Genomic DNA, 15,524 nt, shown 5'->3' with positions numbered 1-15,524 from the left:
CGTGCGGTGCCTCCCGCAGCCGGGGGAGACCGCAAGACCACCGAAGGAGACCGATGAGACTCCGCAGCATGAGCCATACCGTCACACGCGCCGCGACCGCCGTCGCGGCCCTGCTGCTGACGGTCGCGACACCCCCGACCGCCTCCGCCTCCGCCTCCGCCTCCACCGACTTGGGCCGCGGCCCCGGGCCGCTGGTTGTGGCCACCGCGCACGGCTCGGTGCGCGGCGCACCCGGCCCCCACGGCGGCCGTGTATTCCAGGGCATTCCCTTCGCCGCCTCCCCGACGGGTGAACTCCGCTGGCGCCCGCCCCAATCGCCCGCACCATGGTCCGGCGTACGGGACGCCACCGCACCGGCCAGCCCCTGTCCCCAGTTACCGCTGACCCTGCTCCCGGACGGTGGACCGGTCCTGCCCGGTGATTCCAACCGGACCGGCAGTACCTCGGAGGACTGCCTGTACCTCAACGTGTGGACCCCGGCTCCCACCAGCAGCAAGCCCCGGCCAGTGCTGGTGTGGCTGCACGGCGGCGGCAACACCTACGGCGCCGGCAGCGACTACAACGGCGCGGCGCTGGCCGCCAGGGGCCTGGTCGTCGTCACCGTCAACTACCGCCTGGGGGCCCTGGGGTTCCTCGCCCACCCCGCACTGTCCGACGAAAGCGCGGAGCACGCCTCGGGCGACTACGGACTGATGGATCAGCAGGCAGCGCTGCGCTGGGTACGGCGCAACATCGGCGCATTCGGTGGCGACCGCAACCGCGTCACCCTCGGCGGCCAGTCCGCCGGGTCCGTCGGCACCTGTCTCCACATCACATCGCCGACCGCGAAGGGCCTGTTCCACCGCGCCATCCAGCAGAGCGGCAGCTGCGTGTCCGAAGACGCTCTCACCCCGCTCAGCCTGGCCGAGGCCGAGAAGAAAGGGCAGAGTGTCGCGGCCTCACTCGGCTGCACCGCCCCCTCGGCCGCCCCGGCCTGCCTCCGTGCCCTACCCACCACCGAGCTCATCCGCGGCGGCGCAGGACCCGCGTCGTTGTGGGCAGCGAACACCGGACCGGGCATACTTCCCGTTCCGCCATCCCAGGCATGGGCTGTGGGGCGGGTGAACGCGGTCCCCATACTGAGCGGCAGCACCCACGATGAGTACCGCTACTTCACAGCGCTGTACGTCGACCTGCTCGGCGGCGGGCCGCTCACACCCCAGACCTACGCCGCCTTGATCAAGTTGCAGCATCCCGCCCGGGCGGACGCTGTCCTGGACACCTACCCCGCCTCCGCGTATCCCTCGCCCAACCTGGCCTACTCCGCGGTCGCCACCGACCAGCGGTTCGCCTGCCCGGCGAGAGCGGACAGCCGCCTGTACAGCGGACGGATGCCCGTCTACGCCTACGAGTTCAACGATCCGCAAGCACCGCCGTTCATCCCGGCGTCGCACACCCCTCAGGGTGCTTTCCATGCCGCCGAACTCGCCTACCTGTTCCCGACGGATGCCGTGCCACCCCTCAGTGCCGCCCAGCGCCGACTGTCCGTCACGATGACCGGCTACTGGGCCAGATTCGCCACCACCGGCAACCCCAACCGGCCGGGCGCCCCCACCTGGCCGCGTTACACCCCCGACCACGACCGCATCCAGGTGCTGGCACCAGACCGGCCCGCCCCCACCACCGGCTTCGCTGCCGACCACCATTGCGACTTCTGGCAGCGCTCCAGCACCTCCTGACGGGCACTCTTCGGCCTTTGAGAGCCGGCACTGTGCCCGTCTCGGTTGGGAATCTTTGAGGTGGCAGGGGACCGCTCCTTGCTCCCACTTGCCTGGTCTTTGAACCATGTTGGGGAGGGTGGGGGCGAGGAGCGGTCCTTGATCACCGGCAGGTAGTTTGTGGCCATGACTGGTGACTGGCGGACGGATCGGATCGGGACTGCTCTGAGGGGCGAGAACCCAACTGTGCTGCGGCGGTTGACGTCGGGATTCGCGGCGATCGGCGATGTCCAGTTCCTGCCGGGTTACTCGGTTCTGCTCGTCGATGAACCGGATGTGCAGCGGCTGTCAGATCTGCCGAAAGCAAAGCGGCTGTCGTTCCTGTCCGACATGGATCAGCTCGGTGAAGCGATTGAGCGAGCGTGTCGTCGGCTGGATCCGGCCTTCCGGCGGGTCAATCTGGAGATCCTGGGGAACACGGATACGTTCTTGCATGCGCATGTGTGGCCGCGGTACGAGTGGGAGCGGGCCGATTTGGTGGGTGCTCCGGTGTGGCTCTATCCGCATGAACGGTGGAGCGACGAGCAGTTCAGGCTCGGTCCGCAGCATGACGTGCTGCGGAATGCGATCGGTAGCGAACTGGACCAGTTGCGATCGGTGGCTTGACCGGAGTGGGGCGGCGGCAGGTCGGGTCTGCCCGGGCCTACGGGCTGGTGACACGTCCGGGAGGAAACGCTGAGGAGGCCTTCTCCACGGGAACGCCGTGGTGGGCCGCCAGGGCCAGCAACGCGACCCGCAGCGGCTCGGTGTCCACGGCAGTGGTGGGATCGAACCACCGGGCGATGGCGGTTCCGCTCGCCGTTCTGAGGGTGAAGCGGGCAAGTTCGTCCCGCACTTCAGGTTGGTCGGACAGGTCGAAGACGACGCTCAGTGCGTCCCGCGTCCATACCGTGAGCGTATCTCGGTAGTTGTGCAGCTCGGCCACGGCCGCCGTGCTGGCGTTCTGCTGCAACATGCCGAGGCCGAGCAGTAGCTTCAGGCCGTGCGGGTTGCGTTGGAAGCCGTCTCTGACTGCATCGAGGAAGGTGTCCAGCCGCTGTGCGACGTCTGCGCCGGGTATCTCAACGGGGGGCAGTTGTGCCAGCAACGTGATCCTGGCCCGCTGGAGCACCGCGACGTAGATGCCGTCCTTGCTGCCGAAATGCCAGTAAATGGAGCTGGCGGGCAGATTGCAGGCGGCGGAGATCATCGAAATGGAAGTGGCCGCGAAGCCGTGCAGCGACATCAACTCGGTGGCGGTGTCGAGTATCGCGTCGCGGGACCTCATGCCGCGGTCGTGGGCCGGTGCCTCCGTCATGCCCCGACTCTAGACGAGTAGTTCGCGTCTGTTCAGCGAGTCGAATGCGACCGGAAAGTGCATGCTCGGTGGACCCCTTGGCCGCCACGACCGCCAGATCTGAGCCCTCACCCTTGACGTTCTCCCATACTGCGAGACCCCTGTGGCCACGTCTGGGTCTTCCTTACCCACCTTGAGAACCTGACGTCCGAGGAGGTCGCACACCGGGCCCGGGAACTCTTTCGTTGAACAGTGTCCCGCCGGCCAGGCCCTGGCCGGCGGGCATTCATTGGCCGCCCCAGCGTGCGCTCTGCCTTCCATCACCGGGGCGGGGCGATGAAGCACTTCGCGTTGCGGGGCGGTGAGGCGGTGAGGCGTACGAGCACGCGCGGGCCATGGGCCAGTTGATGAGTCGGCCGGAAAGGTCGGCCAGTGGCTGTGCTCTCTTATCGGAGGCCGCGGTCATCCCTGCGCGCTGTGCCAGCGGATGGCGACGGCACCGGCGAAGTCGCCGGCGTGGGCGAATCCCCCCAGCACCACCAGATCGCCGTCCTTGACATGCTGTGAGTGGATGGCGCGGTCCAATGTGATCGGGATCGCCGCTCCGAAAAGATTTCCGCACTGATCGAACGTGTGCAGGTGCCGTTCGGGCGGCAGTTGCAGCGCTTCGCGCCAGTTCCGCAGGAAGGCCCGGTTGGGCTGGTTGGTGATGAAGACGTCGATCTCGGTGGTCGATACCCCTAGGCGCCCGCACAGGTCCGTGACGACCTCCGGTACGAGGCGGTTCCCGCGTGCGAGGACCTTGGCGATGCTCGCTTCGGTGAACCCGATCCGCAGCTGGGATTCCCCGGCCTCCCAGTACTTGCGGCCGTCGTCGAGCATCACGGTCATGTCCCCGGCGTAGTCGCCGATGTGCCGGGTCTCCACGTCCAGCACCGGGGCGCCGGCCGATGTGGTCACGTATCCGACGCCGCAGCCGTCGCCGGGGATCGCGGCCTGGGCGAGCCTGCGTACCTCGGACTGGGTGAAGCACTGGCCGGCGGCGCTCTGCGCGTTGCAGATCAGGGCGGTCCTCGCGTCGGTGGTGGTGAGCAGCCGCCGGGCCAGTTTGAGCATGTACACGAATGAGGCGCAGCCGGCGTTGGCCACGTCGATCAGCCATTCCGGTTGCAGACCGAGACGGCGTGCCACTTCGGTGCCCGCGCCCACGAACGGCAGGTCCGGCAGCTGGCTGTGCACCAACAGCACATCCACGTTGCGGATCTCATCTCTGCCGTGCCGCTCGATCAGGGGCTGTACGGCGCGCTCGATCATGTCCGCGTTGGTCTCGTCGGCGGCGACGTGGTGCCGCAGAGGCGGGATCTTGAACATGGGATGGTGGCGGAGCTTGTCCTCGGCTCCGGGGTACTCGGTGTAGAACTCGGCGGGGACCGGTTCGCCGGGAAGGTAGCTCGCGACATCGGTGAGGCTGACCGTGTTCAACGGACCACCGCCGTCACCGGCGGCACGCTGACGGGCAGGCCGCCGTGGTGGCGGTGCTCGAGGATTGCCTTGAGGTTTTTCATCTCCACGGTGTGGCCCGCGTAGAACAGATCCCAGTAGTCGCCGACCCACGGCCGGTCCGGGCGCGGCGACATCTCGGGATGCGGGTTGTTGTCGTAATACGGGTGGTGGCAGTTGGTCCAGGTGATCACAGACCCGGGCTTGTCGAGCACCAGCCGGGCAGGGACGACGCGCATCAGGTAAATCATCCACAGCTTGTCGCCCTGGTCCCAGGAGCAGTGATAGTCCACGGTCATGGCCTCGGGGTTGGCCACCACCTTGCAGTAGATGCTGGTTTCCTGCTCGAGCCGGTCGTGGCCGACCCACAGCCCCGGGGTGGCCGTGGGCGCGAAGCCCCGCAGGCTGTAGGTCCACTCCTCCAGGTGGTGGCCCAGGCGCAGGTAGTCATAGGCCTGCTCCGGCGGGCAGTCGACATGCTCCTGGATGGTGCAGTACTGCCCGTAGACCTGGTGGTGCGGATAGACCGCGTGGGTGAGGTCCATGCAGTGGGCGGTCATCTCCTCCCTGTCGGTGTTCTCGATCCGCATGAGGCCGGGGATGTCAGCCAACATGGACGGGTCCGCGCTCATCGGAACTCTCCTCGTGTTCGGCGCTGTCGGTGCTTTCGGTGACGGACAGGAAGGGCAGGAACGGCGGGATCTCCCGGGCGTCGCAGTTCAGCGCGATGAACGCCGGACCGCTGCTCGCGTTACTGCGCAGCAGCGCCCGGCGCAGCCGCGCTGCGTCGTCGGCCAAGGTGACGTCGAGGGCCGGGAAGGCGGCGGCCACCCCGGCGGCGATGTCGGTCCGGGCGAACAGGTCGTCGCTGCGGACGCCGCCCTGGAAGGACTCCTCGCGCAGCGCGCACATGGCGTGGGCGTTGTTGTTGAAGATCACGAAGGTCACGGGTGCGGCGTACTCCACGGCGGTGTGCACCTCCATCCCGTGCATGAAGAACGCTCCGTCGCCGGCGAGTACGTAGGTGCGTCGGCCCGTGGCGAGCGCGGCGCCGATGCCGGCTCCGAAGGTGTAACCCATGCCGCCCATGCCGACCGCGACGACGAAGCGGCCGTGGCGCGGTGCGGGAAGCAGATGGATGGCGCTGGCCCCTGCGTTGCCGGCATCCACGAAGACGTGGGCGTCCTGGGGGAGTGCCACTTCGACCGCGGCGACCGCTTCGGGGTAGGAGACGATTCCACCAAGGGCCTGCAGAACGGGAGTTGGCGTGGGCGTCGGTATGGGGCCGGTGTGCTCCGGGCAGGGAAGTGGGCGCGAGGGGAGCCGGCCGACGACTGCGCGCAGCGTGTCCCGCAGGTTTCCGCCCAGCGCGATGCCGGCCACGAACGGTGGTTCGGGGTCGATGCAGACGACGCGAGTGGCGGCCAGGGGCTGGTCCAGCCCTCCGCGTGCCAGCAACGGCAGCCGGGTGCCGACCAGGATGCACAAGTCGGCCCTGCGCAGGCAGTCTTCGACATTTGCGTGACCCATCACTCCGGCCACACCTGCGAACCGGGGGTCCCGGTTGTCGAACACGTCCTTGGCGTCCGGCGTGACCGCCACCCACGCCCCGAGCCTCTGGGCCAGCTCGGCCAGTTCCTCGCGCGCATCCGCGGCTGCCACGCCCTCGCCGGCGATGACGAGGACACGGCTCGCGCCGCGCAGCGCGTGCGATACGGCATCCTGGGTGCCGGCTTCCATGCCTGCCGCCGAGGCGGACCGCTGCGGCACGGCATGCGTCGACGTCACGCCGGGCGCGGGCACTGTGACCTGTGCCTGCTGCAGGTCCTTGGGCAGCAGCAGTACCGCGGGTCCCTTGGGATCGGCTTGTGCCGCCGCGATCGCCTGGGGCAGCAACTCGGCAAACGAGTCCGCGTCTTCGGCCCGAGCGCAGAACCGCGACACGGGCGTGAACACCTCCCGAGCATCGAACGAGCCTGCCTTGCCGCTGGAGTCCTGGAACGCGCCGCGGCCCTCCTGTGCGGTGGGCGGCTGTCCCACGAGGGCCAGCAGCGGCACGCGGGAGGCGTATGCCTCCGCCAGGCCGGGCACGAGATTCATCGCACCGCCGCCCGAGGTGGCTGCGACCACGCCGAGGCGCCTCGTGGCGCGGGCGTATCCGTCGGCCATGGTGACAGCGGAGAACTCGTGTTTGGCGACGACGCCGCGGATGGTGCCGGTGCGGTGGACGGCGTCGTACAGGTCCTCGATGTTCGCTCCGCCCACGCCGAACATGTGCGTGACGCCGGCCCTGACCAGCTGGGCGGCCAGGTGGTCGACCAGGCGCACTCCGCCTTCTTCGGGCATCTCGTGTGTCATGGCTGTCATACGGAGCTCCTGTCCGCTTGGTCGGGCTGGACGACGAGGCCGGACGGAGAGACGACCTGAAAGCGGTGCCGGTACTGGTTCGGAGTGAGTCCCAGGGCTCGTCCGAATGAGCGGATGAACGTCTCGGGGGCCGCGAATCCGCAGCGGCGCGCCACCTGGCCCGTCGTCAGATCGGTGGTCTCCAGGAGCTCGCGGGCGCGGGCGATGCGCCTCCGCTCGACGTACTGGCCGGGGGTTGTGCCCACCTCGCGCCGGAATACCCGGGCGAAGTTGCGCAGGCTCATATTGGCCCGCTGGGCGATCTCGGCCACGGGTAACGGGTCTTCGAGGTTGTCCAGGATCCACTCCTGTGCGGCCCGGATCGGCGCGTGGTCGGCCAACTGGGCGTCCAGGACGGCACTGAACTGAGCCTGCCCTCCGTGCCGTTTGAGGAACAGCACCAGAAACCGTGCTGTCTCCAGCGCGAGCGCCGCGCCGTGGTCGGCCTCCACCAGAGCGAGGGCCATGTCGATCCCGGTCGACACCCCCGCCGAAGTGACGAACCGGCCGTCCCAGACGAAGATCGGCTCCGGGTCCACCGTCACGGCCGGGTAGCGGCAAGCCATCTCCTCGCAGTACGCCCAATGGGTCGTGGCTCGCCGCCCGTCGAGCAGGCCGGCCTCCGCCAGCAGAAAGGACCCGCCACATACGGATGCGACCCTCCGCGACCGGGCGGCCGCCTGCCCAATCCACGAGACCAGCGCCCGGTTCTTCAGCGCGTCCCTCAGGCTCCATCCGCCGGGGACGAGGAGGGTGTCGATAGGACCATGCCCTGCCTCCAGCGGCGCGGCTTCAATCATCACTCCCGAACTGGTGCGCACCAGTGGTGCGTCGATGGAAACGAACTCGATCCGGTAAGGGGCGCCCGATTCGGGGAGGAGCCGGTTGACGGTATCGAACACTTCTACGGGTCCCGTGATGTCCAGGGCCTGCGCACCGGAATACACAACCACCACAACGCGTCGCTGTAACACGGTCACACCCTGTATCCGACGCCGAACGGGCCGCAATGACAGCTTGTTGACGAATTCGGCCAACGGGCCCCCGTCAACTGCTGGTTGGCGACGCTGACCAGGCAGTTTGTGCGCGTGACCGACTGGTGCGGGTGAGGCACGTCACAGGGCGCTTCCCTCGCTCTTTCGGAGTCGCCGGGCTGTACGGCACCTGGCGCATCCGGCACTGAAAGAGCTCAGAGGCCGGTTGCGGCTCGGCGTCGGCGCGGCGAGTCGCGTACGGGTGAACGGCCTGTCTCAGCCCGGCGCCGGCCCGTCGACGTTGAACGTGGACTTCCCGGTCCCGGCTCTCACGACGATGATGTCGGCGGCCTCCGCGGAGGGGTTGCTCTCCCGGTGCACGGCGCCCTTCGGTACGTAGATGAAGTCGCCGGGGCCTGCTTCCACCGTATTCGAGCCGTCCGGGCCGAACTCCATCTTCAGCGCGCCGGTGAGGACGTAGATCACTGATTCGCACTCGCCGTGGTGGTGCCAGGCGGAGACCATCCCGGCTTCCGTGCGGACGTAACCCGACCACGTTCCCTCGGTGGCGAAAGCCTCTTGCCGGTCCATCCCCTCGGTGTGGGGCCCCGGCTTTCTGTCATGGGGAGTGACGACCAGAACCTGATCTCGCTGAGGGTCCATGACGACTCCTTCCGCCCGGCCCTCGAGTCGTGGTCCGGACTCGACGCCGTGCTACGTGGGTGGTCGCTTCCCACTCGTAGCCTAGCCGGGTTCCCGGCCCGTCCCCGTCCGGCTGGCCCCCGCTCGTCCGCCGCCCGCGGCGTAGACACTGTCTACGCGATCTGGTAGACAGTGTCTATGCACGAAGAGCAAGCAGGGCTGCGTGTCCGACTCGTAGCGGCCGGGGTCGAATTGGTCGCCGCCCGCGGGGCGCAGACGCTGTCCCTGCGTGAGATCGCCCGCGCCGCCGGGGTCTCGCACGGCGCTCCCCGCCGCTACTTTCCGACCCATGTGTCCCTGCTCTCCGCGATCGCGCGCGAGGGCTTCGCCGAGCTGGCGGACAGGGCCGCCGAGGCGCTTGAAGCCGGCCAGGATGGCGAGGAGATTCCGAGCCCGCGCGACCGGGTCGCGGCGTTGTGCCGGATCTATCTGGACTTCGCGCGGACCAATGGCGGCATGTTTGAGCTGATGTTCCGTCATGACTTGCTCAAGAGCGGCCATCTCGGCCTGCGGGAGACGAGTCTGCCGCTCTTCGGCCTGTTCGTGGATTGCGTGGCCCGGGTCCGGTCGCGGCCCGGCGGCGTCGCGCCGCAGGTTGTCGCAAGCGCACTGTGGGCGAATCTGCACGGCATCGCCCAGCTGTGGGGATGGGGCAGCCTCCAGCTCGCGACAGGCACCGACGACGTCGAACCGCTTCTGCGTACGGTCCTGGACGCCCATCTCGGTCCGGACGTCCGATGAGCACGGCCTACCGACGGCTCACACTCACGGGCAGCGTCGTCGGGGCGGCGGTCGTCGCTCTCGACGGCACCGTTCTGACCATCGTTCAGCCCGCCATGCAGCGCGATCTGCACGTGTCCTTCCATCAGGTTCAGTGGACCAGCACCGTCTATCTGATCGCGGTTGCGAGTCTGCTCGTCTTCGCCGGCCGCATCGGCGATCGGTATGGCCACCGGCAGGTCTTCGCCGTCGGAATCCTGGGCTTCGGCGCGGCATCCTGGGGGATCGGCCAGGCGTCGGGGATCGGCTGGGTCATCGTGCTTCGCGTCTCCCAAGGCGTCTTCGGGGCGCTGCTTCAGCCCGCCACCCTCGGGATGCTGCGGGCCGCCTTTCCGCCCGACCGCCTGGGGATGCCCGTCGCGCTGCGCACCAGCGCCATCGGGGTCGCGGCTGCGGCGGGCCCGCTTGTAGGCGGGGCGTTGGCCGCACGTTTCGACTGGCGGGCGGTCTTCCTCCTCAACGTCGTACCCGCGCTCGTGATCGGGGTTCTCGTCCTTGCCGTACGGGAGCCTGCCGTACGCGATGCGAAACCCGCGGGGGCGTCCGCCCATAGGCTCGATCTGCCGGGTGCCTGCCTCCTGGCGGTGACCTTGGGCAGCTTGGTGCACACGCTGGTCTCCATGCCGGAGAGCAGCCGGCAGGCGGCGACCGTGACGGGATTCGTCGTCGCGGCGGTCGCCGGCGGGGCGTTCGTATGCCACGAACGACGCACGCAGAGCCCGTTGGTGGCGCCGGAGGTGCTCGGATCGGTGACCGTCGCCTCGGCGCTCGGGATCCTGGTGTCCGCTTCGGCTGTGCTGTTCGGGGCGCTGTTCGCCGGTACGTACTTCCTTCAGGGCATCCTCGGTCTCAACCCCTTCCGAAGCGCTCTGACTGCACTACCGGGCGCCGCGGCGATGGTGCTGGCCGCGCCGCTCGCCGCCGTGCTGATGCGTCGGTACGGTCCGCGGCGTACGACTGCGACCGCGATGTCCCTCCTGGCTTTCGGCGCGCTCCTGCTGTCGCGCCTCGACGGTGCATCGGCCACGGTGGCGATCTGCGCCGGATTTTTCCTGGTGGGCGCAGGTTTCGGCAGTGCGATGGTGACGGCGACGGCGGTCATAGTGAGCCATGCGCCTGCGGAGCACGCCGGGGTGGTCGGCGGTCTCCAGCAGACAGCCCTGAACATCGGCCCCATCGTAGGGATCGCCGCGGCAACCGCCCTGATGACTCTCGGGTCGCGCGGCGAGGTCCCTGGCGGATCCGGTGCGGCCTTCATTTCCGCAATGGGCCCTGCGCTGATCGTGCTCGCCGCCGTGGCTGCCGCCGGCGCGATCCTGGCAAGCGGGCTGCCGGGCCGTACGACGGGTTCTGCTTCCCCGCGACCGCGGACCGCCGCGTAGCCGACCGTGGATCAAAGCGCCGATGGTCCGAACGCCTGGGCGTGCTCTTCGCCGACTACGCCTCGGACGAAAACGCCGTACTTGCCGACTGGTTCACCCGCGCCACAAGCCTGCTCCAGGACTCATTGGAAGAGATCCGCGAGGGCGTCTCCGAATGGCCACCGTCCGACCGCTGAACGCCGCACCGCTTCCTGCGCACGTGGCGCCGGACCGACGGCTTCAACTGCGCCGCCGCTGCGGCAGCAGCCTGAGCCGGTGGCCGATCCCGCTGCACAACGGTCTTGGAGCCGGCTGCACGACGGTCTTGGAGGCGGATGAGTGATTTCATGTCGAGAAGCCCCGACCGGCTCCGCTCACCAGGTGAAGGCCACGACAGACGCGGCCCACGACACCAGGAGACCACCATGCCGAAGTACCTGCTCCTCAAGCACTACCGCGGCGGCCCGGAGCCGCACCGTCCCGTGCCCCCGATGGATCAGTGGGCCCCGGAGGACGTGGAGGCGCACATGGCCTTCCTCAAGCACGTCAGCGAGCTGCTTGAGAAGAACGGCGAATTCGTAGACGCGCAGGCGCTCACGCCGGCGCGCACCTGGGTACGCTACGGCGGCCCCGACGCCGCGCCGGTCACCACCGACGGCCCGCTGCCCGAGACCAGCGATCTCGTGGCAGGCTGGTACATGATCGACGTCGAGTCGCATGAGCGCGCGGTCGAACTCGCGGCCTACGTCTCCTCCGAGCCCGGCCCGGGCGGGGAGCCGCTCTACGAGTGGATCGACATCCGGGAGGTCATGTCCGCGGCGCCCTCGGACGATTGACTCGTCGTGATCGACGAACCGACGCGACGGCTGGACGAGGGCGCGCTGCGCGCCCTCGTCCCCCGGGTGCTCGCGGGACTGGTCCGGCGTGGCGAGGACTTCGATGCCGCCGAGGACGCGCTGCAGGAGGCGCTGCTTGAGGCGCTGCGGGTGTGGCCCGACCACCCGCCGCGCAACCCGCCTGGGTGGCTGGCGACGGTCGCGACCCGGCGGCTCGTCGACGCCCGCCGCAGCGAGGCGGCCCGTTACCGCCGCGAGGAGGCGACGTACGCCGAGCCGCGGCCCACCGCGACCGAGGAGGGCGACGACACCCTCTTCCTGCTCTTCTGCTGCTGCCAACCCGACCTCGCGCCCGCCTCGCAGGTGGCGCTGACCCTGCGCGCCGTCGGCGGCCTCACTACCCGGGAGATCGCCGACGCCTTCTACGTGCCGGAGGCGACGATGGCGCAGCGCATCAGCCGGGCCAAGCGCGCCCTCCAGGGGCGCCGCCTGGACAAGCCCGGCGACCTCGCCGTCGTGCTGCGCGTGCTCTACCTCGTCTACACGGCCGGCCACGCAGGCCGGGTGGACCTGGCCGGCGAGGCGATCCGGCTCGCCCGCCAACTCACCCTCGCCACCGAGGAACCGGAGGCGCTCGGGCTGCTCGCGCTGATGCTTCTCAACCACGCCCGCCTACCGGCGCGACTCGACTCGGAGGGTCGCATCGTCACGCTCGACCGACAGGACCGTGGCCTGTGGGACACCCGTGAGATCGCCGAGGGCGTGCGCGTCCTGCAGTCGGCGCTGGCCGTACAGCGCCCCGGCCGCTACCAGGTCGAGGCGGCCATCGCCGCCCTGCACGACGACGCGGCAAGCGCCGAGGAGACCGACTGGCCGCAGATCCTCGCCTGGTACGACGACCTCGTCGCCCTCACCGACGACCCGGTGCGCCAGGACCCCGCCGCGGTGCTCGGGCGCGCGGTCGCCGTCGGCCATGTCCTCGGCGCCGCCGCCGGGCTGCGCGAGACCGAGCGGCTACGCGAAGTGCTCGGCGAGCGGCACCGGTGGCACGCCGTCCGCGGCCACCTGCACGAGCTCAGCGGCGACCTCCCTGCCGCCGCCACGGCGTACGCGGATGCCGCCCGTCGGGCCACGGACGTCGCCGAACGCGATCACCTGGTCCGTCAGGCAGCCCGCGCGCGAGCCACCGAGTAGGACCTGGCCGTTCCTGCCGTGTGGCACCTCTAGCGGTCGGCATTCTCCTTATACTCAAGAATGTTACTAGTCATTTTCTTGAGTATGATGCGGTGGCGGACCAGGAAAGGGAAGGGGGCTGCTGCGATGGCCTTGCGGCATGCCGTGCTGACGGCGCTCCGGGACCAGAACTGCCTGCGAGGCCTGGGCTTTGAGCAGGAGCACCGGGACTGGTGCCTGCGGATCGCAGCCCTCCCCAAGGAAAGGACCACTCATGCCGAGCGGTGAATACCTGCGCTATGTCGCCCTGGGCGACAGCCAGACCGAAGGGCTCGGCGACGGCGACGACACTGCCGGCCTGCGGGGCTGGGCCGACCGGCTCGCCGAGCACCTCGCGGCCGTCAATCCCGGGCTCCGGTACGCCAATCTGGCCGTGAGAGGACGCGTCGCCGACCAGGTCCGCGCCGAGCAGTTGGGGCCCGCCCTGGCCCTGCGCCCCGACCTGGCCACCGTAGTCGCCGGGGTCAACGACCTGCTCCGGCCCCGGTTCGACGCCGCAGAGGTGGCCGTGCACCTGGAGGATATGTTCGCCGCGCTCACTGGCGCCGGAGCTCACGTGGTCACCCTCACCTTTCCCGACGTCGGCAAGATCGCGCCCCTTGCCCGGCCAGTCAGGTCCCGGGTGTTCGACCTCAATGCCCGCATCCGCGCTGCGGCCGACCGTCACAACGTCACGGTTGCCGAAACCGGCCGGCACGCCGTCGCCACCGACCCACGGCTGTGGAGCGCGGACCGTCTCCACGCCAGCCCCCTCGGCCATGAGCGGATCGCCGCGGCCGTCGCGCACGCGATCCACCTGCCCGGAAGCGACGATGCCTGGACGCTCCCCCTGCCGCCCCAGGCGGTGCCCGTCGGCCGGCAAGCACTGGCAGCCGAACTGCGCTGGGCGGCCGCGTTCCTCGGCCCCTGGCTCGGACGCCGACCGCGCGGCCAGTCCTCCGGCGACGGTCGCACCGCAAAACGCCCCCAGCTCCTGCCCCTCAGCGCCGCGCCCGGCTCCCCGGCCGACACCGGTCAATGGGAATCTTCGTAGGGTGTTGCGCTGTCGTCAGGCGCCGACGCTCCGCGCCCCTGCGAGCCGGACCGCCGGCTGCCGACAGCTGTGCGGCTCACGTGACGTTCCTTCATGTCCTCACTTGAACAAGGGCGTGTGTGCCGCTGGTTCGCCAGGCACTGCCTGTCGCTTCCAGTTCCGTCAGCGTGTTCGGGGCGAGGCCGGTGATGACATCGGACTTGAGCGTCCGCAGCGCCGCGACCGGTCCCGGGAAGTACGCGGTCACTTCAGAGAAGGGAGTCGTGGCGGGCCAGTGGCGGTCGCCGACGAGTCGGCGGTAGTTCAGGTCGCCCTTCATGAGGGTCAAGGTGGCAGAGTCGAAGTCCTCCCGGAGCTCGACCGGCATGTCGATGTAGGGGAGTGGAGCGCACGCGAAGGGATGGGCGCGCAGGACGAGGCGCCCGTCGGTCAGCGCCTGCCGCAGCCGTTGACCGATCTGCGAGGCTCGTCCGGAAGCCGCGGACATGCGTGCCAGGCAGTCGAGGACGTCGGACGTGGTGGCGTCGGAGACGTAGTACGGACAGGGCTTGATGTGCAGGCTCAGGGACGAGGCGCGGTCGGTGGCGAGCAGATGGTCGGCGAGTACCAGATCGGGCAGGAGTTCCGGTCCGGCATTGTCGGCGACCAGGCATACCTTGCCTGGCCGTCCGCTCTCCAGCAGATCCCAGAGCACCGCGGTGTCGTCGACAACGAGCCCTGCGACCCGCTCGCCGAGACCGGACTCGCCGGTGGAGAGCTGGAAACCGAGGTCGGCCCTGTTCCCCCACAAGGAGGCGTGCACCAGTGCCGTGTCCTGTAGTGCTCTCGGCTGGCGAGGCGTCTGATCGAGGGCAGCGAGCTCCGAATCGACGGCCGTGCCCATGAGTTCGGCACGTTTGAAGGGGGCGAACGGGTCGATGCCCCGCCACGGCCCCGGCGCGAAGTAGCCCAGCGCGCCCAGCAGCTTGCGATAGAAGTAGCTCTCCGCCCATAGGAACGGCACGTCTGCCCAGCGGCGCCCGATGCCCTCGCCCCACTGTTGCCATGGCGCGGCATCCGGTTCGGAGTCGTCGAGGGCCTCGATGACGCCGCCCTCGGCGATCTCGCCCAGCAGGGCATTCAGAGCGTGCTGTGCCGTAGGGGGAAAGGGAGTCGCCTTGCGTACGCGCTCGATCAGCGCGGGGTGGCGGTCGTGCAGAACTCCCCAGGCGAAGGAGCCCACGAGGTTGCTGACAACGACGGATGCGTGGTCCGCTTCGGCGGGGTATGGCTGCGACATGCTCGACGGACTCCTTCGGCGGATACATCGGACGGTGCGGAGGGGCACGGGAGCAGCGTCACCGTACGCGGTGCTCGTGTCGAGGCTGATTCTCACGGCGAGCCGCATCACGCCCACCGTTTTCCGGAGCCCCGCACGAGTGGCACGCAAGGCGCTGAGCAGTCCGGGCGACCTCAGCCGCGCCCCGCATCACCTGAACCGCGTAACCGGATATGCACGCGGCGGCCCCCGGACATTGACCGGTACGGCAGCCGACCGGAGGGAACGTCATGGCAGGGACGCGGGCTCGTGGACTGGCTGGAGCGGCGTTGACCATGGCAGTCGTCGTCGCTGCGACGGGATGCTCGGATACCGACTCGAACCCATCGGACACCGTTTCCAAGGCTG

Annotated in this window: 16 protein-coding genes; 9 read left to right on the top strand and 7 right to left on the bottom strand. The window is 69.3% G+C overall.

Features of this window, described 5'->3' with window-relative positions; genetic code table 11:
* The first annotated feature begins 68 nt into the window (after nt 1-68).
* Both FBY35_RS20030 and FBY35_RS20025 read left to right on the top strand, forming a co-directional pair.
* Entirely contained in the window at nt 69-1,718 is a 1,650-nt protein-coding gene (locus FBY35_RS20030; RefSeq protein ID WP_142215383.1) for a carboxylesterase/lipase family protein, read from the top strand.
* A gap of 165 nt (nt 1,719-1,883) precedes the next feature.
* The gene (locus FBY35_RS20025) at nt 1,884-2,363 is read left to right on the top strand and encodes a diadenosine tetraphosphate hydrolase (protein ID WP_142215382.1); all 480 of its coding nucleotides are present in this window, start codon (nt 1,884-1,886) and stop codon (nt 2,361-2,363) included.
* 37 nt (nt 2,364-2,400) lie between these two features.
* Here FBY35_RS20025 and FBY35_RS20020 read toward each other — a convergent pair whose 3' ends face one another.
* From FBY35_RS20020 to FBY35_RS19995, 6 genes are all read right to left on the bottom strand, one after another.
* Entirely contained in the window at nt 2,401-3,054 is a 654-nt protein-coding gene (locus FBY35_RS20020) for a TetR/AcrR family transcriptional regulator (protein ID WP_142215381.1), read from the bottom strand.
* 441 nt (nt 3,055-3,495) lie between these two features.
* A complete protein-coding gene (locus FBY35_RS20015; RefSeq protein WP_142215380.1) occupies nt 3,496-4,515 on the bottom strand; it encodes a 3-oxoacyl-ACP synthase III family protein in 1,020 nt (339 codons plus the stop codon).
* Nucleotides 4,512-5,165 carry an SRPBCC family protein gene (locus FBY35_RS20010; protein ID WP_142215379.1) on the bottom strand — a complete coding sequence of 218 codons (654 nt, stop codon included), beginning with the start codon at nt 5,163-5,165 and terminating at the stop codon, nt 4,512-4,514. Before FBY35_RS20010 ends, FBY35_RS20015 begins: the two co-directional genes overlap by 4 nt.
* The gene (locus FBY35_RS20005) at nt 5,137-6,900 is read right to left on the bottom strand and encodes a thiamine pyrophosphate-binding protein (protein WP_222123157.1); all 1,764 of its coding nucleotides are present in this window, start codon (nt 6,898-6,900) and stop codon (nt 5,137-5,139) included. The genes FBY35_RS20010 and FBY35_RS20005 overlap by 29 nt, the downstream gene beginning before the upstream one ends.
* Nucleotides 6,897-7,976 (bottom strand): GlxA family transcriptional regulator, encoded by a 1,080-nt coding sequence (locus tag FBY35_RS20000; RefSeq protein WP_222123156.1) that lies wholly within the window; start codon nt 7,974-7,976, stop codon nt 6,897-6,899. The genes FBY35_RS20005 and FBY35_RS20000 overlap by 4 nt, the downstream gene beginning before the upstream one ends.
* A 213-nt stretch (nt 7,977-8,189) precedes the next feature.
* Nucleotides 8,190-8,576 (bottom strand): cupin domain-containing protein, encoded by a 387-nt coding sequence (locus tag FBY35_RS19995; protein WP_142215378.1) that lies wholly within the window; start codon nt 8,574-8,576, stop codon nt 8,190-8,192.
* A gap of 177 nt (nt 8,577-8,753) precedes the next feature.
* On the opposite strand from FBY35_RS19995, the gene FBY35_RS19990 reads away from it, so the two are divergent.
* The 7 genes from FBY35_RS19990 (at nt 8,754) to FBY35_RS19960 (ending at nt 13,858) form a co-directional block, all read left to right on the top strand.
* Nucleotides 8,754-9,356: a TetR/AcrR family transcriptional regulator gene (locus FBY35_RS19990; protein WP_142215377.1), complete on the top strand. Its 603-nt coding sequence runs from the start codon at nt 8,754-8,756 to the stop codon at nt 9,354-9,356.
* Nucleotides 9,353-10,777: an MFS transporter gene (locus FBY35_RS19985; RefSeq protein WP_142215376.1), complete on the top strand. Its 1,425-nt coding sequence runs from the start codon at nt 9,353-9,355 to the stop codon at nt 10,775-10,777. Before FBY35_RS19990 ends, FBY35_RS19985 begins: the two co-directional genes overlap by 4 nt.
* Nucleotides 10,778-10,818: 41 nt before the next feature.
* The gene (locus FBY35_RS37325; RefSeq protein WP_260848754.1) at nt 10,819-10,953 is read left to right on the top strand and encodes a hypothetical protein; all 135 of its coding nucleotides are present in this window, start codon (nt 10,819-10,821) and stop codon (nt 10,951-10,953) included.
* Nucleotides 10,954-11,181: 228 nt separating this feature from the next.
* Nucleotides 11,182-11,592 (top strand): YciI family protein, encoded by a 411-nt coding sequence (locus FBY35_RS19975; protein ID WP_142215375.1) that lies wholly within the window; start codon nt 11,182-11,184, stop codon nt 11,590-11,592.
* A gap of 6 nt (nt 11,593-11,598) precedes the next feature.
* Nucleotides 11,599-12,786: an RNA polymerase sigma factor gene (locus FBY35_RS19970; RefSeq protein ID WP_142215374.1), complete on the top strand. Its 1,188-nt coding sequence runs from the start codon at nt 11,599-11,601 to the stop codon at nt 12,784-12,786.
* 126 nt (nt 12,787-12,912) lie between these two features.
* On the top strand, nt 12,913-13,053 hold the full coding sequence (locus FBY35_RS19965; protein WP_260848753.1) for a hypothetical protein: 141 nt from the start codon (nt 12,913-12,915) through the stop codon (nt 13,051-13,053).
* The gene (locus FBY35_RS19960) at nt 13,040-13,858 is read left to right on the top strand and encodes an SGNH/GDSL hydrolase family protein (protein WP_142215373.1); all 819 of its coding nucleotides are present in this window, start codon (nt 13,040-13,042) and stop codon (nt 13,856-13,858) included. The genes FBY35_RS19965 and FBY35_RS19960 overlap by 14 nt, the downstream gene beginning before the upstream one ends.
* Nucleotides 13,859-13,949: 91 nt before the next feature.
* Here FBY35_RS19960 and FBY35_RS19955 read toward each other — a convergent pair whose 3' ends face one another.
* Nucleotides 13,950-15,137 carry a damage-control phosphatase ARMT1 family protein gene (locus FBY35_RS19955; protein ID WP_142215372.1) on the bottom strand — a complete coding sequence of 396 codons (1,188 nt, stop codon included), beginning with the start codon at nt 15,135-15,137 and terminating at the stop codon, nt 13,950-13,952.
* Nucleotides 15,138-15,524 lie beyond the last annotated feature (387 nt).

Source organism: Streptomyces sp. SLBN-118 (assembly GCF_006715635.1).
Taxonomy (GTDB): domain Bacteria; phylum Actinomycetota; class Actinomycetes; order Streptomycetales; family Streptomycetaceae; genus Streptomyces.
This window is presented reverse-complemented; position numbering and strand designations above follow the sequence as displayed.

Coding starts and splice junctions, on each gene's coding strand:
- FBY35_RS20030 (WP_142215383.1), top strand. CDS start 69: ATGAGCCATACCGTCACACGCGCCGCGACCGCCGTCGCGGCCCTGCTG.
- FBY35_RS20025 (WP_142215382.1), top strand. CDS start 1,884: ATGACTGGTGACTGGCGGACGGATCGGATCGGGACTGCTCTGAGGGGC.
- FBY35_RS20020 (WP_142215381.1), bottom strand. CDS start 3,054: ATGACGGAGGCACCGGCCCACGACCGCGGCATGAGGTCCCGCGACGCG.
- FBY35_RS20010 (WP_142215379.1), bottom strand. CDS start 5,165: ATGAGCGCGGACCCGTCCATGTTGGCTGACATCCCCGGCCTCATGCGG.
- FBY35_RS20005 (WP_222123157.1), bottom strand. CDS start 6,900: ATGACAGCCATGACACACGAGATGCCCGAAGAAGGCGGAGTGCGCCTG.
- FBY35_RS19995 (WP_142215378.1), bottom strand. CDS start 8,576: ATGGACCCTCAGCGAGATCAGGTTCTGGTCGTCACTCCCCATGACAGA.
- FBY35_RS19990 (WP_142215377.1), top strand. CDS start 8,754: ATGCACGAAGAGCAAGCAGGGCTGCGTGTCCGACTCGTAGCGGCCGGG.
- FBY35_RS19985 (WP_142215376.1), top strand. CDS start 9,353: ATGAGCACGGCCTACCGACGGCTCACACTCACGGGCAGCGTCGTCGGG.
- FBY35_RS19975 (WP_142215375.1), top strand. CDS start 11,182: ATGCCGAAGTACCTGCTCCTCAAGCACTACCGCGGCGGCCCGGAGCCG.
- FBY35_RS19965 (WP_260848753.1), top strand. CDS start 12,913: ATGGCCTTGCGGCATGCCGTGCTGACGGCGCTCCGGGACCAGAACTGC.
- FBY35_RS19960 (WP_142215373.1), top strand. CDS start 13,040: ATGCCGAGCGGTGAATACCTGCGCTATGTCGCCCTGGGCGACAGCCAG.
- FBY35_RS19955 (WP_142215372.1), bottom strand. CDS start 15,137: ATGTCGCAGCCATACCCCGCCGAAGCGGACCACGCATCCGTCGTTGTC.